The organism is Paenarthrobacter sp. NPDC057981, assembly GCF_042886835.1.
In the GTDB taxonomy this organism is placed as follows: domain Bacteria; phylum Actinomycetota; class Actinomycetes; order Actinomycetales; family Micrococcaceae; genus Arthrobacter.
Genome location: NZ_JBHVQI010000017.1, coordinates 1 through 24843 on the forward strand (window position 1 = coordinate 1; position 24843 = coordinate 24843).

23 protein-coding genes and 1 riboswitch are annotated in these 24843 nt (G+C 63.3%); of the genes, 9 read left to right on the forward strand and 14 right to left on the reverse strand.

All coding sequences use genetic code 11. From position 1 onward, the window contains the following. Window positions 1-302, forward strand: a 302-nt coding sequence (locus tag ACFVSI_RS15170; RefSeq protein ID WP_387825211.1) for an IS3 family transposase, incomplete at its 5' end; no start/stop codon positions are given. A 136-nt stretch (window positions 303-438) separates the two neighbouring features. Then, on the forward strand, window positions 439-1278 hold the full coding sequence (locus ACFVSI_RS15175) for a siderophore-interacting protein (protein WP_387825214.1): 840 nt from the start codon (window positions 439-441) through the stop codon (window positions 1276-1278). Window positions 1279-1294: 16 nt separating this feature from the next. Here the strand turns inward: ACFVSI_RS15175 and ACFVSI_RS15180 are convergent, their stop codons facing one another. From ACFVSI_RS15180 to ACFVSI_RS15225, 10 genes are all read right to left on the reverse strand, one after another. Next, complete coding sequence (locus tag ACFVSI_RS15180) at window positions 1295-2782, reverse strand: threonine/serine exporter ThrE family protein (RefSeq protein WP_387825217.1); 1488 nt, start codon at window positions 2780-2782, stop codon at window positions 1295-1297. Window positions 2783-2810: 28 nt separating this feature from the next. Beyond that, entirely contained in the window at window positions 2811-4127 is a 1317-nt protein-coding gene (locus ACFVSI_RS15185) for a peptidoglycan bridge formation glycyltransferase FemA/FemB family protein (RefSeq protein ID WP_387825219.1), read from the reverse strand. A gap of 111 nt (window positions 4128-4238) precedes the next feature. Beyond that, entirely contained in the window at window positions 4239-5327 is a 1089-nt protein-coding gene (locus tag ACFVSI_RS15190) for a lipid II:glycine glycyltransferase FemX (RefSeq protein ID WP_387825222.1), read from the reverse strand. Window positions 5328-5488: 161 nt separating this feature from the next. Beyond that, entirely contained in the window at window positions 5489-6040 is a 552-nt protein-coding gene (locus ACFVSI_RS15195; RefSeq protein WP_387825225.1) for an NUDIX hydrolase, read from the reverse strand. A 48-nt stretch (window positions 6041-6088) separates the two neighbouring features. Further along, window positions 6089-6910 carry a DNA/RNA non-specific endonuclease gene (locus ACFVSI_RS15200; protein ID WP_387825227.1) on the reverse strand — a complete coding sequence of 274 codons (822 nt, stop codon included), beginning with the start codon at window positions 6908-6910 and terminating at the stop codon, window positions 6089-6091. Window positions 6911-7225: 315 nt separating this feature from the next. Next, a complete protein-coding gene (locus ACFVSI_RS15205; protein WP_387825230.1) occupies window positions 7226-8638 on the reverse strand; it encodes an L-serine ammonia-lyase in 1413 nt (470 codons plus the stop codon). A gap of 198 nt (window positions 8639-8836) precedes the next feature. Next, window positions 8837-9223, reverse strand: coding sequence for a glycine cleavage system protein GcvH (gene gcvH, locus ACFVSI_RS15210; protein ID WP_377546084.1), 387 nt, complete (start codon window positions 9221-9223; stop codon window positions 8837-8839). Between the two features lie 100 nt (window positions 9224-9323). Then, the gene (gcvT, locus tag ACFVSI_RS15215) at window positions 9324-10457 is read right to left on the reverse strand and encodes a glycine cleavage system aminomethyltransferase GcvT (RefSeq protein WP_387825233.1); all 1134 of its coding nucleotides are present in this window, start codon (window positions 10455-10457) and stop codon (window positions 9324-9326) included. 9 nt (window positions 10458-10466) lie between these two features. After that, on the reverse strand, window positions 10467-13313 hold the full coding sequence (gene gcvP / locus ACFVSI_RS15220) for an aminomethyl-transferring glycine dehydrogenase (RefSeq protein WP_387825236.1): 2847 nt from the start codon (window positions 13311-13313) through the stop codon (window positions 10467-10469). A 177-nt stretch (window positions 13314-13490) separates the two neighbouring features. Next, a riboswitch (glycine riboswitch) is annotated at window positions 13491-13588 on the reverse strand. A gap of 93 nt (window positions 13589-13681) precedes the next feature. After that, window positions 13682-14221 (reverse strand): TetR/AcrR family transcriptional regulator, encoded by a 540-nt coding sequence (locus tag ACFVSI_RS15225; RefSeq protein ID WP_387825239.1) that lies wholly within the window; start codon window positions 14219-14221, stop codon window positions 13682-13684. Window positions 14222-14293: 72 nt separating this feature from the next. On the opposite strand from ACFVSI_RS15225, the gene ACFVSI_RS15230 reads away from it, so the two are divergent. After that, entirely contained in the window at window positions 14294-15844 is a 1551-nt protein-coding gene (locus tag ACFVSI_RS15230; RefSeq protein WP_387825242.1) for an MFS transporter, read from the forward strand. Between the two features lie 3 nt (window positions 15845-15847). Here ACFVSI_RS15230 and ACFVSI_RS15235 read toward each other — a convergent pair whose 3' ends face one another. After that, window positions 15848-16507 (reverse strand): cyclodeaminase/cyclohydrolase family protein, encoded by a 660-nt coding sequence (locus ACFVSI_RS15235; RefSeq protein ID WP_387825244.1) that lies wholly within the window; start codon window positions 16505-16507, stop codon window positions 15848-15850. A gap of 106 nt (window positions 16508-16613) precedes the next feature. Here ACFVSI_RS15235 and ACFVSI_RS15240 point away from each other — a divergent pair, with 106 nt between their 5' ends. Continuing rightward, window positions 16614-17855 carry an amidohydrolase gene (locus ACFVSI_RS15240; protein ID WP_387825247.1) on the forward strand — a complete coding sequence of 414 codons (1242 nt, stop codon included), beginning with the start codon at window positions 16614-16616 and terminating at the stop codon, window positions 17853-17855. Window positions 17856-17937: 82 nt separating this feature from the next. Here the strand turns inward: ACFVSI_RS15240 and ACFVSI_RS15245 are convergent, their stop codons facing one another. Both ACFVSI_RS15245 and ACFVSI_RS15250 read right to left on the reverse strand, forming a co-directional pair. Beyond that, entirely contained in the window at window positions 17938-18150 is a 213-nt protein-coding gene (locus tag ACFVSI_RS15245) for a hypothetical protein (RefSeq protein ID WP_387825250.1), read from the reverse strand. A gap of 41 nt (window positions 18151-18191) precedes the next feature. Continuing rightward, on the reverse strand, window positions 18192-19193 hold the full coding sequence (locus tag ACFVSI_RS15250; protein WP_387825253.1) for an NAD(P)/FAD-dependent oxidoreductase: 1002 nt from the start codon (window positions 19191-19193) through the stop codon (window positions 18192-18194). Between the two features lie 102 nt (window positions 19194-19295). On the opposite strand from ACFVSI_RS15250, the gene ACFVSI_RS15255 reads away from it, so the two are divergent. After that, window positions 19296-19889, forward strand: coding sequence for a helix-turn-helix domain-containing protein (locus tag ACFVSI_RS15255; RefSeq protein ID WP_387825256.1), 594 nt, complete (start codon window positions 19296-19298; stop codon window positions 19887-19889). Here ACFVSI_RS15255 and ACFVSI_RS15260 read toward each other — a convergent pair. Beyond that, on the reverse strand, window positions 19886-20188 hold the full coding sequence (locus ACFVSI_RS15260; protein ID WP_387825258.1) for a helix-turn-helix domain-containing protein: 303 nt from the start codon (window positions 20186-20188) through the stop codon (window positions 19886-19888). The genes ACFVSI_RS15255 and ACFVSI_RS15260 overlap by 4 nt on opposite strands. A 68-nt stretch (window positions 20189-20256) precedes the next feature. Here ACFVSI_RS15260 and map point away from each other — a divergent pair, with 68 nt between their 5' ends. From map to ACFVSI_RS15280, 4 genes are all read left to right on the forward strand, one after another. Next, on the forward strand, window positions 20257-21036 hold the full coding sequence (gene map, locus ACFVSI_RS15265) for a type I methionyl aminopeptidase (protein WP_387825261.1): 780 nt from the start codon (window positions 20257-20259) through the stop codon (window positions 21034-21036). 168 nt (window positions 21037-21204) lie between these two features. After that, window positions 21205-22221: a nitrilase-related carbon-nitrogen hydrolase gene (locus ACFVSI_RS15270; protein WP_387825264.1), complete on the forward strand. Its 1017-nt coding sequence runs from the start codon at window positions 21205-21207 to the stop codon at window positions 22219-22221. Further along, a complete protein-coding gene (locus ACFVSI_RS15275; RefSeq protein ID WP_387825267.1) occupies window positions 22218-23243 on the forward strand; it encodes an agmatine/peptidylarginine deiminase in 1026 nt (341 codons plus the stop codon). The genes ACFVSI_RS15270 and ACFVSI_RS15275 overlap by 4 nt, the downstream gene beginning before the upstream one ends. A 12-nt stretch (window positions 23244-23255) precedes the next feature. After that, window positions 23256-24806 (forward strand): APC family permease, encoded by a 1551-nt coding sequence (locus ACFVSI_RS15280; protein ID WP_387825270.1) that lies wholly within the window; start codon window positions 23256-23258, stop codon window positions 24804-24806. The last annotated feature ends 37 nt before the right edge of the window (window positions 24807-24843 follow it).

A 24843-nucleotide genomic window follows, 5' to 3' on the forward strand; every position in this document is an offset into this window, starting at 1 on the left:
GCACCCAATACACCTCTGACGAGTTCCAACACTGGTGCGCCGATCATGCCATTACCCAGTCCATGGGCAAAGTAGGGGTGTGCTGGGACAACGCCGTCGCGGAGAACTTCTTCTCCCACCTGAAAACCGAGTTTTACCACCACCAACGCTTCACCACCCGACTCGCTGCACGGACCGGCGTCATGGACTACATCGAGTCCTGGTACAACCGCCGCCGGCCCAACCGCCGGGCCGGCGGCATTGCACCAGCCAAAGCCCACACCAACTACCAAACCCGCGCCCAGCAAACCCTGGCGGCCTAACCCAAAACAAACAACGAACCTGTCTCAAGAAATTGACGACCGCAGTCACGCTCAAACGCAGGGAACGTGAGAGAGCGTGTGTAACGTTCGACGCATACCCATCAAGCACCCAGCCAATTAGCTTAGGCTTGCCTATATGACCGCTCTTCCTGTCACATCGTCCGCCACACGCAACACCCGCCCGCAGGTCAACCTGACCGTCCTGCGGAGCGAACGCCTTTCACCGCACATGGTGCGGATCGTGGCCGGCGGACCCGGGTTCAGCGACTACGCGAACAACGACTACGTGGACCGGTACGTCAAGATCGTCTTTCCGCAGGACGGCGTGGAGTACGAGCAGCCCCTTGACCTGTGGGCCATCCGCGAGACCATGCCACGCGAACAGTGGCCGCACACCCGGACCTACACCATCCGGTGGGTGAACCTGGAGGCGCAGGAACTGGCCATCGACTTTGTCGTCCATGGCGATGAAGGCCTCGCGGGCCCCTGGGCTGCCGCAGCAAAGCCCGGAGATTCCCTGATCTTCACCGGACCCGGCGGCGGCTACAGCCCCTCCCCGGGCGCCGACTGGTACCTTTTCGCGGGAGATGACGCTGCAATTCCCGCCATCGCCGCCTGCGTTGAAGCCCTATCCCCTGAGGCCCGGGGACATGTCTATCTCGAAGTGGACAACGAGGCCGATGTCCTTCCCATTTCAGCGCCGGAGGGTATCCAGCTCCATTGGCTGCTGCGCAAGGGCACACCGGCCGGTTCCAGCGACCTTCTCCTCGAAGCCCTCCGCGCCACGGAATGGCTGCCCGGGCGGGTAGATGTCTTCGCCCACGGCGAGCGTGGATACATGAAGGGCCTCCGGGAGATCTTCTTTGTCCAGCGCAGCCTCGAACGTTCGCAGGTTTCGTTGTCCGGGTATTGGGCGCAGGGCCGTGTGGAGGAAGTCTTCCAGGCGGAAAAGAAACTCCCTGTCGGCCAGATCTAGGCGAGGGCGAGGCGTCTTAGCGTCGGCGAACCCTCCGGCGTTCATTGCTGGACAGGCCCTTCGTCAGTGGCCGCGCGAGGTTGTCGCCGAGCACGATCCCAGCCGCAACACCGAGCACGATCGCCCCTGCGTTGAGCATGCCGCCAGCGCCCAGCAGAATGTCTCCGCCTTCAACGGTCAGGGCATACATCGAGCGGAAAATCGTCAGACCAGGCAGCAGGATCAGTGCCGCCGGCACGGCGACCACCAGCTGGGGAGCACCCAGTTTCAGTGCCACTACCCGGGCCACCAGGCCAATGACCACGGCTGCGACGGCGGGCGACAGACGGTCGCCAAGGCCGGCTTGGCCGACCCCCCACAAAACGAAGAAGCCCACTAACCCAACTGCCGCCGTCGGAAGCAGCAACCGCATTTGGGTCTGCTCGGTGACGCCAATCGCGACCACCGCGATGGCTATCAGGATGGCTTGGCCCCACAAAGGGTAGGCGTCGGGGAAGGTTTGGGTGACGTCCAGGACCGTGCTGCCCATGAGTGTTCCCACCACGACGGCGACGCCGATGCCCGCGACGATCGCACCAAAGGTCAGCAGCGTGGAAAGGAACCGGCCTGCGGCGGTCACGGGGAAGCCGTTGATCGCGTCCTGGACCGATGACACCAGGCGGCCAGTCGGAAGCAGCAGCAGGATCCCGCCTGCCACCACAATTGATGGCGCTATTTCCACCCCCGCCCAGCGAAGCATCAGGGCAACAAAGGTGACGAAGAAGGCGCAAGCCATGGTGTTGAAGAAGTCGGCCGTGCGCCATCTTGCGAGCTGACGCGAGAGCAGGCTGATGACGATGTTGGAGGCGAAGGCCACAGCCGAGGCACCGATTCCTCCACCCAGCACGCCAACGAAGACCGCGGCAAAAATACCGAAAGCAATCGTGACCATCCACCGTGGGAAGGGTTTTGCACTGCGGATGATGTCGTTCAGCCTGCGGACGGCTTCGTCGCGCCCCACTCCCCCGGCCACGATGTCCGTGACCAGTTGATGGACCTGTGCCAAACCTGCGTAGTTATTGGTCCAGGAACGCACCACACGCAGCAGCGTGATGGGTGTTTGGTCCTTGGGAGCGTAGTTGATGGCCACCGACTGGTTGGTGATGTCCACTTCCACGTTCTTCAAGCCCAGCGCAGCAGTGACAGCGATCATGCTCGTTTCGACTTCCAAGGCACCTGCACCATACCGGAACATGACCTCGGCCAAATGGAGCGCGAAGTCGATGGTTTTCCGGGCCGAAGCATCAACGCCGACCACTTGGATGGTGGGGTTGGCGTAGGGACTTCCCGCAAGCCGGTCCACGATGTTCATGGGTGCTGTGGGCGGGCTGTCACCCTGCACCAGGCGCATGAGCATGCGCTTGGCGTTGACGTTCTGCCGTACCTGCGACGGACGCAATGGTTGTGTCTTCGGCAACCCGTCGGTGTGGGGCCTCCCGGTGGACCCATCGGGGCGTTCAGTCACGCGGTGATCCTCCTGTGCCTTGTTGTGATCAGCGGTTCCCCCGGAGTTTCCCAACTACCGGCAATTTCCCAAGTGGCAATCGTCCCAGTACTGTCTGTGCGGTCCCTGCGAGCTTCCTGGCCACGCGGTACACCGTGTACTTCACAGGGCTGACAGGAGCAACGAAGTCACCCAGCAACTGAACGACTTCGCCGCCGAAGCCCTTCTTGAATTCGTATCCGCCGTGCCCGGTCTCGTCCTGGCCCTGGATGCCGAAGGTCCCGTAGAAGTTGTACCGGGAGTAGCCGTTGTTCAGTGCATGGAGCATCATGCCCCAGTAGAGGGAAGTTGCGCCGTTGAAGTAGATGTAGTCCTGGACGGTACCACCGATCACGCAGGTGAGCTCATCGCCGGAGCATGCAAAGTGAATGGCGGCGACGGTTGCCACACCTGCGGAATCCGGGAAACGCTCAATATCCTTGAGGCTGCGCTCATAGCTGTCCACAAGGTCCTGCACCACCTTGACGCGGTTGGCCTTCTTCTTGCTGCCGGTTTCCTCGACCTCCCGCTTGAGCTCGGCCAAGGTTTTGGACTCCGCCTCAAGGCGCTCGGTGATCGACGCCCGGTACTCCGGGATGTTGATCTTGGCCATCATGAGTTTGGTGAACTCATCGGAGGTGCTACGGAGCAGTTGCTCGTAGTACTCGCGTTCGCGGTACGTGAAGCCCTTCTCGTCACCGGCGGTCTTGAGCGCGTTGTAGAAATCGTCCAGAGTTTCCAACGTGGCCTGCTCCAGGTACACGCCGTTCTTCTCCGCTTTTCGTATGGCCTTCCGGGTGCGGTAGTTCATGCCCATGATGAGCTCTTCCGAATCCGCAACGCCGTCCAGGGTCTTGATGAACATCCAGTTGATGTTCGCGAAGTTCATATCGAAACCCTGGTGCTTGAACCCAAGCTCTTCAAGTTCCTTCAGCAGCGGTCGGTTATCCTCGATCTCCGGGTGCTCAGCACCGTCCTCATCGCGGGCGATGTACTTCACGTTGGGCGAGATGCGAAGCTCCGCGGCCTTCTTCGACGCCGCGTGCTTTTTCAGCTGTTCGACGACGAAGCGAACCACCGCGGGGTCGCTGTAGTCCATCAGTGGTCCCTTGGCACAGTCGGCGGTTTTGTAGCCGACGCGGTTGGACGTGTAAGTCAGCTTGCCCGCTGCAATGAGGCTCCCCCCGCGGGTCACGCCAAAGAGCTCGACCTCCTGCCCGCGGGCTCGCTGGAAACGCGTCAGGTCCATGGACTGGATGAAGCTGCCCTGCGGGTGTCCCTTGGCGAATGTCTCGAAATCAGCGTCGCTGAGAATCACGAATTCCATGTCGGTTCCAGCCTCGATCGGAGTCAAAGAAATTACCTCACCTAGATTAGATATGCGCCCGTTGGTGGCCGGGGCGGGCCTGTTCGTTGGCTTGCTGGCTCGGGCTGCCTGTCAGTAGAACTGGCCGCCGGTACGCATGGTTTCGAGCCTCCTGAAAACCTTCTCCGCGCCCTTGAGCCACAGCTTGTACCGCACCGGGCCCAGCACGAGGTCATAGCAGCCCACAAAATCCGTGACGGTCTTGGTGAAGCTGGTCTTGAACGATCCCAGTCCGTACAACGGATGGGACTTGTCCTTGATGCTTGCAGAAGGCGGTGTGCCGCAGAAGTCGTACTCCACACACCCCAGTTCCTGCATGCGCTGGATCGCTGCCCATTGGACCAAGTGCGAGTCACCATATTGCTTACGGTTCTGGGTGGAGCCGCCGTCTTTGTAGGTGGCCTTGGATCCGTAGTTGATCACGAAAGCGCCTACGCTCGGTTGGCCGTCCTCGTAAACGAAGAAGAACTGCCCCTGGCCCCTGCTGCTGAATTCGCCCCAGAACGTGGCGTAGTACTCATAGCTCCGCAAAGGCATGGCGCCTTTGGCATTGACCGTGTTCTGCATAAGGGCGTAGAGCTTGCGGTAACTGTCCTCGCCGGCTTCTTCCTGAATGACCTGGCAGCCCTCGCGCTCCGCCCGGCGGACTGCGTTGCGCGCGCGGGATGAGATGCTCCGCAGGACCTCGTTGGCGGAGGCCGAGATGTCGAGTATGGCGGTGAAGTCGTTCGACTGGATGTTCGGGGCCTTCACCAGGCCATCCGCCCTCAGTTGCGCAGTCACCTCAGGTGACTCCACGACGTCGGGCTCTATCTTGATGGTGAAGACGTTCAGCTTCTGCTCGCCGGCCAAAGTGGCGACGGCGTCCAGCATCGGCTTGATGTCGTCGACCGACTCCGCGTCGGGGCCCTTGATCAGGTACCAGAGCCGCCCCAGGACAGGAAACTTTTTCTCCAGCAGGAGGTTGTAGCTGGCGTAGTCGGCGGTCTCGACGACGAGCCGGCGGACCAGCCAACCGTTGCCGTCCTTGACTGCCGCGTAGGCGTCCGACTGCAGCATGTTGCCACCGTTCGGATTGGCAGTGACGTGCTTGTCCCAGTTATCGATTTCCTCGGCAGTGGCAAAGCGGGCGGTAAATTCTCGCAAGGTGGCCGTGTCCAATCTCAGGGTTTTGGTGCAGTGTTCAAAGCAGGTGCGCATGCGGACATGCAGCCCCAAGTCTATCGGTCATGGGAGGACGCGGCTCAGTGGCGCCGCGTGGACCGGCTCATGGAACGCCGTGATCTTCATTCCACAGGCGGGTCACGGTCCCGCTGCGCACCTCAGGACGTTGGCCGGGAACCCAACTGTTCATCAGCCATGTACGCGTTCAGCCGGTGATAGCCCTGGCCCAACATTCCCGGGTGAAATTCGCCCAACGGCAGAAGAGAGATGGCGATGTCTTCTGCCTCATCCGGGCTGGGATCGGCAGTGGGCTCACAGTCCAGGGCCAGGTAGAAGTGGACCCGGTTGCTTTGACTGTTCCAGTTGGCCCAGGAGTGTCCGAGGCTGTGCAGCTCTCCGGCTTCGTATCCCGTTTCCTCGCGGAGTTCACGCCTCACAGCATCATCGAAAGAACTGTCGTTCGGTTCCACGCCGCCCCCTGGCAGCCCCAGCGCGACTATTCCTGCACCGTGGTGATACTCACGGATCAGCACCACATTCCGGGCCCGATCCAGGGCGAAAACGGAGACCCATTCCGGGTTTTCCTGAACGTAATACGGTGCCACCACGACGCCGGATGGCGTCACACAGTCGTCGGCCCGCAAAGAAATCCATTTGTCTCTGACGATGACGCGACTACCGCTGACATTCCATGCGGTTTCGTCCCCCACGGCCCCTCCCCATCCTGACCCAAAGTCCCGGCTGATTCCTCGAGCATCCTACAACCGGATCTGCTCCATACTCTCCAGTCGGATCGCCTTCGGGGCCTTACCCAGCTCGCGCTGGCCGCTGGCGAGCCGGTCGGCGTTCGTGAGGCGGTTGAGGCTCAGCCCAGTGAGGTCTGCGATTTCTCCGATGGGAACCTGGAACGTCCGGAAGGGACCGAGCGGGGGTGGTTCGCCGTCGAGCAACCGCTCGGTGATGGCTTTTTTGAGCTCTACTTTGCCCAGCAACGGCGACTGGTCAAGGATGAAGCCGGCAGCTCCCAGTTTCGCGTCGTTGGTCCACACGGCGATCTTCCAGAACTTCCTCGGCACCTGGACGCCACGGTAGGGAGGGTCGTCATCCAGGAGGACCGGCCCCGTGAAGACACTGAGCTTGGCATCGAAGGTGTCGGCGTGCTCCAGGACGTGGTCCTCCAGCCCGACCCATAGTTCCTTGCCCTGGTTGAAGTCATCAACCTGTGGAGCCGCGTTGGTGAAGACAAAAGTGTCCTGGTTTGCCTTCTTTGCCGTCGCCTGGTCCCCCCAGACCGGATCCAGGCGCCGCACCAGATGCCCACGATCGAAGGCGTTGTTCTTGTACACGTCGGGGCCGGCCTGCTGCTCCTTGGGAACCCGCTCGTCAAAGTGCCAGGTTCCTTCGCGTGCCAGCGGGTTCAGTTCGCTGCCGCTGATGTTGACGCCCACGATCGCCGCAAGCTTCCGGGCTGCCCGAAAGCGTACGGAGAAGTGGGTGTAATCCAACAGAATCGTCGTTGCCGACGGACTGGGCAGCTCGACGCGTGCCCGCAAAAAATCCCTGTCATATCCCCCGCTCATGGATACAGCATGGCACTAGGGACTGACAGCGAACAGAGTCCATGCCTTGTGAGACCCGCTCTGCATCCCCACCGCCTCCCTAACCTCGCAAGCTCGGCCAGGGAACCCGGGCAGCGTGGGCCCTGCTTTGGAAATGGGGCGCAGAGCAAGCCCCACAAAACGGACCCCAGGAATGCGAGGCCAGCTCTACGTGCTTCTCTTGAGTTTTGGGGCGCAGAGCAGGCCCCACAAAACGGACCCCAGGAATGCGAGGCCAGCTCTACGTGCTACGCGAGCGTCTTGGGGCGCAGAGCAGGCCTCACAAGGGGAACAGCCTCAGCATTCGACGACGTTGACGGCGAGGCCGCCCATCGCTGTTTCCTTGTACTTGTGGGACATGTCCTTGCCCGTTTCCCGCATGGTCACGATGACCTCATCCAACGAGACCCGGTGCGTCCCATCACCCCACAACGCCATCTTCGCCGCGTTGATCGCCTTCGCCGCAGCAATCGCGTTCCGCTCAATACACGGAATCTGCACCAACCCACCAATCGGATCACACGTCAACCCCAGGTTATGTTCCATCGCGATCTCCGCCGCGTTCTCCACCTGAGCCGGGGAACCACCCATCACCTCAGCCAACCCCGCAGCAGCCATCGACGACGCCGAACCGACCTCACCCTGGCACCCCACCTCAGCCCCCGAAATCGAAGCCTGCTCCTTATACAACACCCCCACCGCACCAGCGGCGAGCAAGAACCGCACCACCACATCATCCCTATCGGCCTGGGTGGCCTTGTCCATGCCCGGAGCATAATTCAACGCATAGTAAAGAACCGCCGGAATGATGCCCGCCGCACCATTGGTCGGAGCCGTCACCACCCGCCCACCGGAAGCGTTCTCCTCATTGACCGCCAACGCGATCAGATTCACCCACTCCTGCCAATACTTCGGATCGTTCCGGTCCTTGTCCTCCTTCAACAACCGCTCCAGCCAGTCAGGAGCACGACGACGGACCCGCAACCCGCCCGGCAACACACCCTCACGCTTCAGGGACGTTTCAACACAGGCCTCCATCACCGACCAAATATGCAACAACCCCTCCCGGATCTCCTCCTCCGACCGGGACGCCCGCTCATTGATCAACATGATCTCGGAAATGCCCAAACCCTTCGACGAGCACCGGCCCAACAACTCCGCCGCCGTCCGGAACGGCAACGGCAACTCCGCCTTGGACTCCTCCAACTCCACCCGGGCCGCGTTCTCCTCACCCTCACGCACAATGAACCCGCCACCAACCGAGAAAAACGTCGCCTCCCGCAGCACGTTCCCCTCGCTATCAGAGACCACGAACTTCATCCCATTCGTATGCCGCGGCAACACCGTCAACGGATGCAACACCATATCCTCCACCGCATACGGCAACTCCACGCCATCACCGGACGCACCCGCAAGGTTCAGCACCCCGGTCTCCGCGATCGCCGCGAGCCGCTCCTCCACTTCCTCGGGAAGGATCAACTCGGGGTGGTAGCCCTCAAGGCCCAGCAGCGTGGCAGTCATGGTCCCATGACCGCGGCCCGTAGCGGCCAAGGAACCATACAAATCCACCCGCAACGACGCCACCGAGCCCAGGACACCACTGTCCTTCAACTCTCCGGCAAAGACCGCGGCGGCCCGCATCGGCCCCACAGTGTGCGAGCTTGACGGGCCAATGCCCACAGAGAACAGATCGAAAACACCAACAGCCATAGCCGGGATCCCTTTTATACAGCTTGAATCGGTCCGGCAGATCGTCCTGCCGGATGGCCTCCCCCGCTTGTGGCGAAAGACGACCGAAGCGCGACGCCGGATGGCCCCCAAAGGCGGCAACCCGGCGTCGCAAATTATTCAGTTACTACAAACCACGCTACGCCCGTATGTCCAGTCCGGAACCCGGGCAACTGGCGACTAGGCCAGGTCTCCACCGTTCTTGGAGGCGTATTCCTCGGCCGAGAGCAGCGGGCCATCGGACTCCGCTGCGACCTTGAAGAGCCAGCCGGCTCCGTAGGGGTCGTTATTGATGAGGGCGGGGTCGGAAACAACGGCGTCGTTGATCTCGGTGACCTCACCGGTCACGGGCGAGTACAAGTCGGAGACGGACTTGGTGGACTCCACCTCGCCACAGGTCTCACCGGCGGTAACGGTGGAGCCAACCTCGGGCAGGTCAACGTACACGATGTCGCCAAGGGCGTCGGTGGCAACCTCGGAAATGCCAACGGACACCGAGTTCCCTTCGCCGCGGGAGACCCACTCGTGTTCGTCGGAGTACTGAAGTTCGGGCGCTACTTTGGGCATTCTGTTTCCTTTACGTGTGCTGAATGAAAATTCATGGAGTTTTTGTACAGCTAATGCCTTTATAGCTGGCTTTTGGGGTCATTAGCTGTACAAAAACTCGCTACTTTTGGCGCTTGTAGAACGGGAGGGCGACGACTTCGAAGGGCTCGGCCTTGCCGCGGAGGTCCACGTCCAGGGCAGTTCCCGGCTCGGCAAAGGCAACGTCGACGTACGCCATCACCACGGGGTACCCCAGGGTCGGGCTCGGCTGGCCGGAGGTCACTTCACCTACAACGGCTCCGTGCTTCGTCACCGGGTAGTGGGAGCGGCCGGCACGGCGGCCGAGGCCCTTGAGGCCCACGAGCTTGCGGCCGGAAGAAGCGCCCGCACCGGAAGCCTTCAGCGCCGCGAGGGCCTCCTTGCCAACAAAGTCGCCTTCCTTGGACAGCGCCACAACAGGCCCAAGTCCGGCAGCGAACGGATTGCCTTCGCGGGAGAGCTCGTTGCCGTACAGGGGCATGCCCGCTTCCAGCCGCAGGGAGTCGCGGGAAGCGAGGCCAGCGGGAACCAGCTCGCCCTCTTCGGCGACGGCGGTGATCGCCTGCCACAGCGCGGCTGCGGACTCGTTGGGGACGAAGATCTCGAAGCCGTCTTCGCCGGTGTACCCGGTGCGTGCAAGGAGCAGGTCCTGGCCACTGCCGGCCACCAGGAACGTGACTTCGACGGCGGCGTAGTACTTCAGTTCCGTGACCAGCGAGTGCTGCCCAGCCGGAACCAGGCGCAACAGGATGGCTTCAGCAAGAGGGCCCTGGACGGCGATGAGCGAGGTCTCGGAGGAGGCATCCTCAACCACGACGTCGAACCCCGCTGCACGCACCAGGAGTTCCGCAGCCACAACTGCTGCGTTGCCGGCATTCGGCACCACGAGGAACTTCTCCGCGCCGCGACGGTAGACGATCAGGTCATCGATGATGCCGCCGTCTTCCTGGCAGATCAGCGAGTACTTGGCCTTACCGTCGGCCATCGCCGAAATCTTCCCCACCAAGGCGTAGTCCAGGAACTCGGCGGCCTGCGGGCCGGTGACCCAGACTTCGCCCATGTGGGAGAGGTCGAAGAGGCCGGCGGACTTCCGGACGGCGTGGTGTTCGGCGAGCTCGGAGGTGTACTTCAGCGGCATCTGCCAGCCACCAAAATCGGTGAACGACGCGCCAAGCTTCTTGTGCTCTTCGTAGAGTGCGGTGTATTTCCCTGTCATGACCAGTCCTTAGTTCTCGAAGTCTTCGATCGGCGGGCAGGAGCAGACCAGGTTGCGGTCTCCGGCTGCGCCGTCGATACGGCCGACGGGCGGGAAGTACTTGTCCTGCTTGAGGTGGTGGACCGGGAAGGCGGCCTGCTCACGCGGGTACGCGCGGTCCCAGTCGGAGCTCACGACGGCGGCTGCCGTGTGGGGCGCGCGGCGAAGCGGGGAGTCCTGCACGGAGAAGTCACCGGCTGCAACCTGTTCGATCTCGGCACGGATGGTGATCATGGCCTCGATGAAGCGGTCGATCTCCACAAGGTCCTCGGACTCCGTGGGCTCCACCATGAGGGTGCCTGCAACCGGGAACGCCAGGGTGGGAGCGTGGAAGCCGAAGTCGATCAAGCGCTTGGCAACATCCTCAGCGGTGACGCCGGTCTTGGCCGTGAGTTCACGGAGGTCCAGGATGCACTCGTGGGCCACCAGTCCACCTTCACCCGTGTAGAGGACCGGGAAGTGGTCGTTGAGGCGGGATGCGATGTAGTTCGCAGCCAGCAACGCGGACTTGGTGGCTTCGGTGAGCCCCTTGCCACCCATGAGCTTCACGTAGGCCCAGGAGATCGGGAGGACACCGGCCGAACCGAAGCGGGACGCCGAAATCGGAACGTCATTGCCCTCGGTCCAGGACGCTGCGTCGCCGGGCATGAACGGTGCCAGGTGTGCCTTGGCTGCGACGGGGCCGACGCCGGGTCCGCCGCCGCCGTGCGGGATGCAGAAGGTCTTGTGCAGGTTCAAGTGCGAGACATCGCCACCGAATTTGCCAGGCTGGGCGAGGCCAACGAGCGCATTGAGGTTGGCACCGTCGATGTACACCTGGCCGCCGGCTTCGTGGATGGCGTCGCAGACTTCACGGACATCGGCGTCGTACACACCGTGCGTGGACGGGTAGGTGATCATGATCGCCGAGAGCGCATCGCGGTTGGCTTCGATCTTGGCCTTCAGGTCAACGTGATCGATGGTGCCATCGGGAGCGGTGGCCACGACCACGACCTTCATGCCGGCCAACACTGCCGATGCGGCGTTGGTGCCGTGGGCGGACGCGGGGATCAGGCAGACGTTACGCTGGTCATCGCCGTTGGAGAGGTGGTAGCCACGGATCGCGAGGAGCCCGGCGAGCTCGCCCTGGGAGCCGGCGTTCGGCTGGATGGAGACTTGGTCGTACCCGGTGATCTCGGTCAGCTGGGCTTCGAGATCAGCGATGAGTTCACGCCAGCCGGCGGTCTGGGAATCCGGAGCGAACGGGTGGATCGAGGCGAACTCAGGCCAGGAAATGGCTTCCATCTCGGCCGTCGCGTTGAGCTTCATGGTGCACGAACCCAGCGGGATCATGGTGCGGTCAAGCGCGAGGTCGCGGTCCGAGAGCTTGCGGATGTAGCGCAGGAGCTGGGTCTCGGAGCGGTGGGTGTTGAACACCGGGTGCTGCATGAACTCACTGGTGCGCTCAACCGAACCGTCGAGGGCGAAGCCATCAGCGGACTCAACCAAAGATGCACCGAACACTTCAAGGACACTGCCGACAATGTCAGTTGTCGTGGTCTCGTCAACAGAGATACCAACACTGTCAGCATCGACGCCGCGCAGGTTGATCCCGCGGGCCTCGGCCGCTGCCACGATCTCTGCGGCGCGGCCCGGGACGCGAACCGTGACGGTGTCGAAGAAGGAACCATGCAGGACCTCGACGCCGGCAGCCTTCAGGGAGGCGGCCAGGGTGCAGGCGTGGCCGTTGGCGGTCTCGGCGATCGCTTTCAGGCCCTCCGGGCCGTGATAGACGGCGTACATCGAGGCAACGATGGCCAGCAGGGCCTGAGCCGTACAGATGTTGGACGTGGCCTTCTCACGGCGGATGTGCTGCTCGCGGGTCTGCAGCGCCAAGCGGTAGGCGGGGACGCCGGCGTCGTCCTTGGAAACGCCCACGAGGCGACCGGGCATGGAACGCTCAAGGCCCTTCTGGACGGCCATGTACGCGGCATGCGGGCCGCCGAAGAACAGCGGAACACCCAGGCGCTGCGCGGAACCAACGGCGATGTCGGCGCCCTGCTCGCCCGGAGGGGTGATGAGCGTCAGGGAAAGGAGGTCGGCAGCGACAGTGACGAGTGCGCCGCGTTCCTTGGCTTCGGCAATGACAGCGGAGTGGTCGAAAACGCGGCCGGAAACACCGGGCTGCTGGAGGACGACGCCGTTGATGGCACCCTCCGGGAGGCCGAGGGAAAGGTCTGCGACCTCAACCTCGAAGCCGAGTGCCTCGGCACGACCCTTTACGATGGCGATGGTCTGGGGCAGGCAGTCGGCGTCGAGGACGGTCTTGCCATCCTGGGCAGCCTTGTTCTTGTTGGCTCGGCGCATCATGAGGACGGCTTCGGCCACTGCAGTTGCTTCGTCGAGCAAGGAGGCGTTGGCGATCGGCAGGCCAACGAGGTCCTGGACCATGGTCTGGAAGTTCAGGAGTGCCTCGAGGCGACCCTGCGAAATCTCGGGCTGGTACGGCGTGTAGGCGGTGTACCAGGCCGGGGATTCGAGGATGTTGCGGCGGATCACCGGAGGCGTGACGGTGTCGTAGTAGCCCTGGCCGATCATCTGCACGGCCGTCTTGTTCTTGGAGGCCAGCTTGCGCAGTTCTGCCAGGACTTCAACCTCAGAGAGGGCGTCCTGCAGGGTCAGCGCGACGTCCTGGCGGATGTCGTTGGGAACCGCAGTGTCCACGAGGGCATCCACGGAGTCGTAGCCGACGGTCTTGAGCATGGTCTCAATGTCGGACTGGCGGCGGGCGCCGATATGCCGATCGACGAAGGTGGTGGAGGCAGAACTAACCGTCACGAAGGAACTCCAATACTTGGGTGGCGTTTGGGTACGCCACAGCGGCTCGGGTTCCTCCCCGCTCTGTATTGGACCTGAGAGTTTCCGCGACTTGTCAGGACAACGAATCGCTTGCACCGTCGGTGAGCACAGCATCCCATGCCAAGGGCACGGTCGCCTGCTGCTTTCCAGAGTTGCCTCGCCGCGGCGGTGCGTGGGCCTGAGAGATTCCTGGGGAGGGTTTGCTCCTACGGCGCCTGCATCACGTGCTTGCAGGACTCTCCCGCCGCAGATCAAAGGCTTGTTCAATTGTGCATGGGCGCCACACAGGACACGCCACAAAAGTTAATTGTCCTATGTGCAGGTCGCTGCGGCAAATGGAAGAAGCGTCACTTCCGCAGACGGTCCAGCACGCCCAACAGGATGTCGACGTCGGCCTCCCGGCCCGCATTTCCGCCCTCCTGTCCGCCTTCGAACATGGCGTTGAAATACAACCCGTCACCCATGTAGCTGACGGCTTTGGCGACCTCCGGTCCCACGTCCTCGGCCAGGACATCCAGCCATTGCTGCTGGATGCCGGCAAACCGACGCCGCGTTTCCTCGTGGGCCACCTCGGCGAGCCTGGTGGCGGCAACGAAGGCCCTGTCCATGGGCGTACCGCCCCACAGCGAGGTCCGGATGAAGTACGAGGCGGCTCCGTCCGACGCTGCCTTCATCCGCACGATGTCCTCTTCCGCCAGTTCATCAAGGCGTTCGAGCAAGGCGCTGATCAGGGCTTCCTTGTTGGGGAAGTGGTACAGCAGGCCACCTTTGGAGACGCCAGCGCGCTTGGCGACGGCGTCCAGGGTGGCTGCCCGCTCCCCTACCTCTATAAGGAGGGCTTCGAAGGCATCCAGAACGGCGTCCCGGGCAACTGGTTTTCGTGGCATGTGTACATCATTCCCTAAAGCTGTGCAGTCCTTGCATTTGTAACTGTACCGTCTGGACGGTATAGTTAAGGCATGTTCTCGCCGTCGTCAACCCAAGCACCCCGTTCCGTCAACCCCGTCAAGGGGCAGGCAGCACCGTGGGGCGATTGGACGGCCCTGGCACTCTTGATGTTCCCTGTGCTGCTGGTGGCCGTCGACAACACCGCGCTCACCTTTGCCCTGCCCGAAATCGCCCGATCCTTGGACGTGGGCGGCATCCAGCTCCTGTGGATCGTTGACGCGTACCCGCTGGTGTTGGCGGCGCTCCTGGTGTCCATGGGCAACTTGGGCGACAGGATCGGACGACGCCGGTTGCTCCTGGTCGGCAGCACGGGCTTCGCTGCGGTTTCGGCTGCTACAGCCTTCGCGCCATCTGCTGAGTGGCTTATTGCAGGACGCGCCGCACTTGGTGTCTTCGGCGCCATGCTGATGCCCTCAACGTTGTCCTTGATCCGGAATATCTTTACCGACCCCAACCGGCGCAGGCTCGCCATCGCGGTGTGGGCTGCCGGCTTCTCCGGTGGCGCCGCCCTTGGCCCCATCTTCGGCGGTTGGCTGGTGGAACACTTCTGGTGGGGCGCCGTCTTCTTGGTGGCAGCTTTCCTGCTCCTGCCACTCCTTGCCTTTGGCCGGGTCCTGATTCCCGAGTCCAAGGACGCCAACCCAGGCCGCGTCGACGTGCCAAGCATCGCCCTGTCCGTGGTCACCATGGCGCCGTTCGTTTACGGCATCAAGGAGTTCGCCGTCCACGGCTTCGGCCCCTCGGCGGCCGCGTTCATGGGCTTCGGCCTGGTGATGGGCATTGTGTTCGTGCGTCGCCAACAGAGCATCGAAAGCCCCATGCTGGATGTGGCCCTGTTCAAGAACAAGGTGTTCAGCACGGCCATCGTGGCCAACGTCTTGTCCCTGTTCTCCATGACGGGCTTCATCTACTTCTTTGCCCAGCACCTGCAGCTGGTCGAAGGGCAGTCCCCCATGGAAGCCGGCATCGCAATGATCCCCGCCCTCCTGGCCACTGTCATCGCGGGGCTGCTGGTGGTGCCTTTGGTCAAGCGCGTGCGGCCTGGATTCGTCGTGGCCTGCGGACTCACGCTCAGCGCCGTCGGGTACCTCGTAGCTGTCATGGGCGACCACGGTACCGGCCCGGTGTTCCTCTTGTCCGCGCTGACTGTACTGGCCGTGGGCGTCGGCGCGGCGGAGACCATCTCCAATGACCTGATCCTGGCATCGGTTCCGGCGGACAAGTCCGGAGCGGCCTCGGCCATTTCCGAGACCGGCTACGAATTGGGATCGCTTCTGGGTACGGCCGTGCTTGGCTCCATCCTCACAGCGTCCTACCAGCACAACCTCGTGATTCCCGACGACGTCCCCGCCGAGGCTGCGAGGAAGTCGGGGGAAACACTGGCCGGCGCCGTTGACGCAGCATCCGGTCTTCCAGCCGAGCTCTCCGAGGCATTGACCACTGCCGCCCGGACAGCCTTCGACTCCGGCGTCCACATCACTGCGGCCATTGGGCTGGTGCTGATGGCCGGAGCGGCAGTGATGGCCGCCGTCGTACTCCGCAAGGTGCCCAAAGCGAAATAGGAGCTACACCGCTTCGGTAGGTGCGGCCTTTTTGTCGACGCCGGCAGCCAGTTGGTCGATCCGCTCCAGCGCGTCGCTGAGCCGGCTGACCGTCTCCCACAGGTCCGGATGCTGTTCCCTGACCTCCTCAAGCGGAGTCCCCGCGGAGGTCAGGGACGCGAGGTCGAAGCTCACGTTGGTCCGCGCACCCGTTATCGCCGCCCGCAGCGCACCGAAGCCAACCACGACATCGGCGATGAGTGCCGGGTTGCCATGGAAAGCGAGCCAGCCAAGGTCTTCGATGGCCTCGATGGCCCGCTCCCCCAGGACGGCAGAAGCCTTGGCCGCCTCAACCGACGCTTGATGAATCGCCTCTTCCCGTTCCGGGCCGGGGTCCAGTCGGAACGCAGCCCCAAAAGCGTTGGAGGCAGAGGAGTCGTCGTCCGCGAGTTGCAAGGCAGTTTTCCTCAGTTCGCGGGCGCGGGCATGAATGCCTGAAAGTTCATCGCGCTGGTGATCTTCGGGCTCGGTATACCCGGCCACCATGGACGTCAAAGCCGCCGCGATCGAGAGCATGACACCCGTGCCGGCGCCACCCCCGGGCGAACCGTGCGACTCCGCCAAGGCCTTTGTCCAGTCCTCGACCGTGGAGTGCTGCGTTGTGGCGGGCTCGGAATTTGTCATGGCATCCAGTGTGCCGTGAGTGCTCGGGGTTCGCACACACAGGGTTCGCACACAGCCGGTGGATACACTGGCCGGACCACAGGCGTCGAACGAAGAGGGTAAACCCATGACCATTGACCTCGAAGAGCTTTACAAAGACCTGCACGCCAACCCGGAACTGTCCTTCCAGGAGACCAGGACGGCGGGAATCGCCGCCGAACACCTGGAAAACCTTGGCTTCTCGGTGCACCGCAACATCGGCAAGACCGGAGTCGTGGGCGTTCTTGACAACGGACCGGGGCCGGTGGTCATGCTCCGGGCCGACATGGACGCCCTGCCCGTCAAAGAATCCACCGGACTGGACTACGCAAGCACCGCCGTCGGCGTGGACCACGCGGGCAACGATGTTCCCGTCATGCACGCATGTGGTCATGACGTCCATGTGAGTTGCCTGGTGGGTGCCGTGGAGTCGCTCGCTACGGAACGTTCCCAGTGGCAAGGCACCTTGATCGCCGTGTTCCAGCCTGCAGAGGAATGGGGCGGTGGAGCGAACACGATGGTGGCCGACGGCTTGTACGACGTCGTGCCGAAGCCCGACGTCGTTCTCGGCCAGCATGTCGCCCCGTTCCCCGCCGGCTGGTTCGGCATCCGTGCCGGCGTCACCATGGCGTCTGCCGACTCCCTCAACATCACCCTGCACGGACGCGGCGGACACGGATCCCGCCCCGAAACAACGGTTGACCCGGTCCTGATGGCCGCTGCTGCCACGGTCCGCTTGCAGGGCATTGTGTCGCGTGAGCTCGCGGCGAGTGACTCGGCGGTGGTGACTGTGGGCCAGATCCACTCCGGAACGAAGAACAACATCATTCCCGAAACAGCGACACTGGGCCTCAGTGTCCGCACCTTCAGCGATTCCACCCGTGACAAGATCCTCGGATCGATTGAGCGGATCGTCCAGGGAGAATCAACAGCCTCCGGCGCCCCCAAGGATCCGGAGATCCACTTCGAGGAGCACTTCCCGCTGACGGTCAACGATGAATCGGCGGCCGGCAGAATCACGGCAGCTTTCAAGGCCAAGTTCGGGGCGGCGCAGGTCATCGACCCTGGGCCGGTCTCCGGCAGCGAAGATGTCGGAGCCTTGGCAAAGGGCGCCGATGCACCTTTGGTGTTCTGGTTCCTTGGCGGCGCTGACCCTGCATTGTTCAGGGAGTGGGCCACCACAGGCCGGCTCCCCGAGGACATTCCGTCCAACCACTCCCCCTACTTCGCACCCTTGATCCAGCCAACGTTGGCCAAGGGAACAGAAGCCCTGGTCACCGCTGCCCTCGAATTCCTGGGCTCAACAGGGGACCAGCCCGCGAAGAGCTGACACCAAAGCCCATGGAAAAGGCGCCGGTGGTCCCGGCGCCTTTTTCGTGGATTCAGTGCTCGTTCCAGTCCGGGAGTGATCCCTAGACTTTCTCGTGGATGCGGTCAACCTTCGGTTCGAAAACCTCAGGCTCCCTGCGACGACGTGCCAGGAAGGTCCATACTGTTCCTTCCGTCCCGCGGCGGGTCTCCGCCGGGGCAGCAGGCTCTGTGGCCTCTGGAACGCGGGTCTCGGGCTTGCGCGCGGAGTCCTTCTTCGTGCGCCGCTCGAAGTCGTCATAGTACGCGTAGCACATGCCAACCTCCTTTAGTGGCGATCCTTTAATGATCCCCGCACTCAAGCCGAACGTCGACCACTATTTTTCCGGGCCGCTTCCACCGCGAGCTGTGTTTCCTCAGCCACAAGGTGGGCATTGATCGCCGCTCCCGCCATGACGCCCGAAGCGGCCGATGCCATGACCTGCGCCATGAGGTCGGCGACGTTCCCCGCAGCCCACACGCCCGGCACCGAGGTGGCGCCTCCCAGGGGATTCACTTCGACATGCCGCCCTACGCCCATGGGGTGTTCCACCAGCTGGAGGCCAAGGGACTCCAGAACCCCGGACCGGGCCTCCATCCTGGTTCCCGTCACCACGGCTTCCACCGGAATGACCTTGCCAGAGGCCAGGACCACCCCGCTCACGGCGTCATCCGTGATCTCAAGTGAACGCACCTTGCCCTCCACAACATTGATGGAGCGGGCGGCAAGCTGTTCCCACTCTTCATCTGTCGGCTCAACAACCTCGTTGAGGAACAGCGTGATATCCGGGCTCCACTGCCGGAACAGCAGGGTCTGGTGCAGGGCCATCGGGACCGTCCCCAAAATCCCTATCGCTTTGTTCCTTACTTCCCAACCGTGGCAGTAAGGGCAGTGAAGGACGTCCCGACCCCAGCGTTCACTGATGCCTCCAATGTCAGGCAGCACATCAGTGAGCCCGGTAGTCACCAGGAGACGCCGCGCTGTGACGGTGCGCCCGTTCCCCAGCTCCACCTCAAAGGCGGGTTGGGCGCCATCCCCTGCTGCCGCCGTCGAACGCGCCGTAACGGCGACGCCGTCTACGATTTCCACCCCGTAGCCGCGCGCCTCCTCCCGTCCCAGTCCCAGGAGTTCTTTGGGGTTGATGCCGTCGCGGGACAGGAAGCCGTGGACCCCCGCTGCAGGGGCATTCCGGGGTTCGCCGGCGTCGATTACCAGCACCGGCCTGAGAGCCCTGCCGAGCGTGAGGGCGGCACTTAACCCAGCTGCGCCACCTCCGATGACCACGACGTCGTACCCCTTGATGTTGTGTTCTGTGCTCACTTCGCCTCCGTGAATTCCTCGCAGCCCTGTGCCGCTCCTTCCATGGTGGGACAGCTTTCAAGAAACCAGCAAAGAATTTTGCTGGTATGGCAAACTTGGTCCATGAGCCAAGATTTCAGTTCCATGCTCGACGCCGTCGGACCTCGCTTGCGCGCGCTGCGGACCCAGCGCAACCTGACCCTTGCGGAAGCTTCGGAGGGGACCGGCATTTCCGTCAGTACGTTGTCGCGCTTGGAGTCCGGGCAACGAAAGCCCACCCTTGAACTTTTGCTCCCGATAGCGCGGCTTCACCAGGTGCCGCTCGAGGACCTGATCGATGCCCCCGAAACCGGCGATCCCCGGATCCACCTCAAACCTCATGTCCACGATTGGGGAACCGCACTCCCCCTCACGCGCCGGCCCGGCGGGATCCAAGCGTTCAAGATGGTGCTGAAAAGCGGCACTGGCAAAGAGATCCCCCAGCCGCAATCCCACGAGGGCTACGACTGGATGTACATTCTCAACGGGAAGCTGCGGCTGGTCCTGGGCGGGAACGACTTCATCCTCAAACCCGGCGAAGTAGCGGAGTTCGACACCCGGACTCCGCACTGGTTCGCCAGCGCCACGTCAGAGCCAGTGGAGCTTCTGACCCTTTTCGGCCAGCAAGGCGAGCGCATGCACGTACGGGCACGGCCAAAACGCCCGGACCAAACTTAGGAAGCCAGGAACTCGCGCGCGCTGCGGCGCGGCGCGCTTGGGTCCGTGCCGGCGTGGGGCTGGTTGATCTCCGCCCAGACTTCATCCAGGGACAGGCCCAGGACATCGGCAATCGCCGCCACTGTGGGGAAGGCCGGGGTGGCTACCCTTCCGGACTCGATTTTGCGGAGCGTCTCAGGGGAAACCCGGGCATCGAGGGCGATCTCCAACATGGAGCGCGTGCCCCGTGCGCGGCGCAACAATGAGCCGAGGCGTTGTCCACGCTCGGCCTCGGCGGGTGTAAGAGGCAACCTGACCATGGCTCCAATTGTAATACCGGGATAATATGGCCGGGATAGTTATTGGACGCATAACAGAAAGGCTCCGCATGATCGAGATCCTTAGCGCCAACGAACTGCTCCGGGCAAAGGCTTCCGGTGCCCTCGTGGCCAACATCCTGCACACCCTCAAGGACCGCTGCACCGTGGGCACCAATCTCCTGGACATCGACGCATGGACCAAGGACATGATCCTTAAGGCAGGAGCCGTGTCCTGTTACGTCGACTACGCGCCCTCCTTCGGTCGCGGACCATTCGGCCACTACATCTGCACCGGCGTCAACGACGCCGTCCTCCACGGACTGCCGCGGGACTACGCACTTGCCGACGGCGACCTGCTGACACTCGATCTGGCCGTCTCCTTGGAGGGAATCGCCGCAGACTCCGCCATCAGTTTCATCGTTGGCGACACCAAGCCTGCCGAGAGCGTAGCCATGATCGAAGCGACCGAACGCGCTCTGCATGCCGGCATCGCAGCAGCCCGCCCGGGGGCCCGCATCGGCGACCTCTCCTATGCAATGGGGTCAGTCCTCAGCGAGGCCGGCTACCCGGTAAATACGGAATTCGGCGGCCACGGCATCGGATCCACCATGCACCAGGAGCCGCACGTTCCCAACATGGGGCGGCCCGGACGTGGCTACAAGCTGCGCCCCGGCCTGCTCCTGGCACTGGAACCGTGGGTCATGGCGGATACTGCGCAGCTCGTCACGGATGCCGATGGCTGGACGCTCCGCAGCGCAACCGGCTCCAGGACGGCCCACAGCGAGCACACCATCGCCATCACACACGACGGGGCGGAAATCCTTACCACGCCGACCCTGGCACGGTAACGCGGCGGGGCATCAGGCGAGGTGTCGGGCGGGCGTCCGGCGGGGCATCGGGCGAGGCGTCACAAATGATCACCATTCATTTGCCTCTTGCGCTCCAGCGTGACACGCGCCATACTAAATGAACGCTATTCATTTAGTGACTGTCGTCTCACCGGAGTACATGCCCCCATGATTGAAATTACCTGCCTCGAAGCCCCCACTTCCCTGGCCCGCACAGAGCCCTCCACGCGGACGCCGCTGCGCGTCGGCGTCGTCCAGCACCGCTGGCATGCCGACGAAGCCGCGCTCCGCGCAGAACTCTCCGAAGGCATCGAACGCGCGGCCAAGCTGGGAGCCACTGTTGTTTTCCTGCCTGAGCTGACGCTCTCCCGCTACCCCGCCGACACCAAGCCGGAGAACAACCCGGCGGCAGGTATCCGCCCCTCGGACATTACCGAGGACCTCCTGACCGGCCCCACGTTCACTTTCGCCGCAGAGGCAGCCCGCAAGTTCGGCGTCTCGGTCCACGCCTCCCTGTACCAGCGTGCGGAGAACCCGGATGGCACCGACGACGGCCTCGGCCTGAACACGGCCATCCTGGTCTCCCCCGCCGGAGAGCTGGTTGCCCGTACCCACAAGCTGCACATCCCCGTGACTGCCGGCTACTACGAGGACAAGTTCTTCCGTAAGGGACCGGACGCCGAGGACGCCTACGCAGTCCACGCCCCGGCCGAACTGGGTGGCGCGAGGTTGGGCATGCCCACCTGCTGGGACGAGTGGTTCCCGGAGCTCGCCCGCCTGTACTCGCTGGGCGGCGCGGAAATTCTGGTCTACCCCACAGCCATCGGCTCCGAGCCGGACCACCCCGACTTCGACACGCAGCCGCTCTGGCAGCAGGTTATCGTAGGCAACGGCATCGCCAACGGCCTGTTCATGATCGCTCCCAACCGCTACGGCAACGAGGGCACCCTGAACTTCTACGGCTCCTCCTTCATCTCCGACCCGTACGGCCGCATCCTCGTCCAGGCGCCCCGTGATGAGTCCGCCGTCCTGGTGGCAGACCTGGACCTCGACCAGCGCAAGGACTGGCTGACGCTCTTCCCGTTCCTTGCGACCCGCCGTCCGGAAACCTACGGCCGCCTCACCGAGCCGGTAGATCCCAACGCACCGCTGGGTGCAGCAGCTGGACAGGCAGTTTCCGCGTGAGCGCCTGGCGCATGCCGTCGGAGACGGCTCCGCAGGACCGCGTCTGGATGGCCTTCCCCACCGGCGGCTACACCCTGGGCGACACAGAAGAGGAGGCGCACGCCGCCCGCTCCACCTGGGCCGCCGTCGCGAACGCCATCCTCGAGTTCGAGCCGGTCACCATGGTGGTAGCGCCCGACGACGTCGAAACGGCCGCGCGCTACCTCGACCCCCGCGTTGAGGTACTTACCGCTGAGCTCAACGATGCCTGGATGCGGGACATCGGGCCCTCGTTCGTGTTGGATGCCAACAAGCAGCTCGGCGCCGTGGACTGGATCTTCAACGGCTGGGGGGCCCAGGACTGGGCGGCCTGGGACAAGGACTCCCTCATCGCCGGGTTCGTTGCCGGCCGGGCTGGAGCGCAACACCTTCCCTCGGGGATCGTGAACGAGGGCGGTGGCATCCAAGTGGATGGCGAAGGCACTGTCCTGGTGACCGAAACCGTCCAGCTGGACGAGGGCCGCAATCCCGGTCTCACCAAGGCCGACATCGAAGAGGAGCTGGCCCGCACCATCGGCGCCACCCATGTGGTGTGGCTCCCGAGGGGCCTGACGCGTGACTCGGAGAAGTTCGGCACCCGCGGCCACGTGGACATCGTGGCTGCCATTCCTTCGCCGGGAACCCTGCTGGTCCACTCCCAGCAGAACCCCGAACACCCGGATTACAAAGTCTCCCGGGAAATCATCGACTTCCTGCGCACCACCCATGACGCAGCAGGCCGGGAATGGAACATCATCGAAGTTCCGGCACCGGAAACCCTCACCGACGAGGAAGGGTACGTGGACTACAGCTACATCAACCACCTCGTCGTCAATGGCGGGGTCATCGCCTGCAGTTTCAATGACCCCATGGACGAGAAAGCACTCCGCATTCTCGCCGATGCCTACCCCGGACGCCGCGTGGTCAGTGTTGACGCGCGCGAACTCTTCGCCCGGGGCGGGGGCATCCACTGCATCACGCAGCAGCAGCCTTCGGCCATCTAGAAAGGGCCCTTCATGAGCCAGACAATCCGCAACGGTGCTTCCACAAGCACCACCGCCGCTGCAGACTCGCACGACATCAGCGGCAAGGGACTGAAGACGGGGCAGTTGGGGCTCCTCGCCGTCGTCGTTCTTGGCATTTCAACCATCGCCCCGGCGTACACCCTCACCGGTGCGCTCGGCCCAACCGTGAATGAAGTCGGGCTGCAGTTGCCCGTGATCTTCCTGATCGGGTTCATTCCGATGATCCTGGTATCGCTGGCCTACAGGGAGCTCAACGCAGACTCCCCGGACAGCGGCACGACGTTCACCTGGGTCACCAAAGCCTTCGGCCCCTGGGTTGGCTGGATGGGCGGCTGGGGGCTGCTCGCCGCCAACATTATCGTCCTGTCCAACCTGGCAGGCGTCGCCGTGGACTTCTTCTATTTGTTCCTGGCGCAGGCCACCGGCTCCCCCGAGCTGGCCGACCTCGCGTCAAACAAGCTCCTGAACGTCGCCACCTGTTTCGTCTTTGTGGCCCTCGCCGTCTGGATCAGCTACCGCGGCCTGCACACCACCAAGATAGTGCAGTACGGGCTGGTCGGTTTCCAGCTCCTGGTTCTGGGACTCTTTGTTGCCATGGCCTTCGCCAACTGGTCCACGTCCGAAACCGCAGTTCCGTTCAGCTGGGACTGGTTCGATGTCACCAAAGTTGAGACGTTCGGCCAGATCGCGGCCGGAATCTCGTTGTCGATCTTCGTCTACTGGGGCTGGGATGTCTGCCTCACCGTGAACGAGGAAACCGCCAACGGCAAGAAGACCGCGGGTGCAGCCGGCACCCTTACCGCCGTCATCGTCCTCGGCATCTACCTGCTGGTGACCATCGCCACCATGATGTTCGCCGGCGTCGGCGACACCGGCATCGGCCTGAACAACCCTGAGAACCACGCCAACGTCTTCACGGCACTCGCTTCACCGGTCATGGGGCCATTCGCGATCCTCATGTCCTTGGCTGTGCTCTCCAGCTCTGCGGCTTCCTTGCAGTCCACGTTCACCTCGCCGTCGCGCAGCCTGCTGGCCATGGCGCACTACGGCGCCCTCCCGGAACGCTTCAGCCACATGAGCAAGAAGTTCTCGACGCCGGGCTTCGCCACCATTGCGGCCGGTGTCCTGTCCGCGGGCTTCTACGCGGTGATGCACGTGATCAGCGAGAACGTCCTCAACGACACCATCCTGGCCCTGGGCCTGATGATCTGCTTCTACTACGGGCTCACGGCCATCGCTTGCGCCTGGTACTTCCGCAACAGCGTATTCAACAGCGCACGCAACTTCTTCCTGCGGTTGGTCTGCCCGGTACTGGGCGGTGTGGGACTGTTCGTCGTGTTCCTCCAGACCGCCATGGACAGCTGGGATCCGGAGTTCGGCAGTGGCTCGGAGATCTTTGGGGTGGGACTCGTGTTCATCCTGGGCATCGGGATCCTGGCCTTGGGTGCCGTGGTCATGCTGATCCAGTCCCGCATGCGGCCCGGCTTCTTCCGCGGCGAAACCATCCGGAAGGACACTCCGGCGCTGGTGGTTCCCGAGTAGCCCCGCCTGTGTAACGCCGAAAACGCTGGAAAGCTGC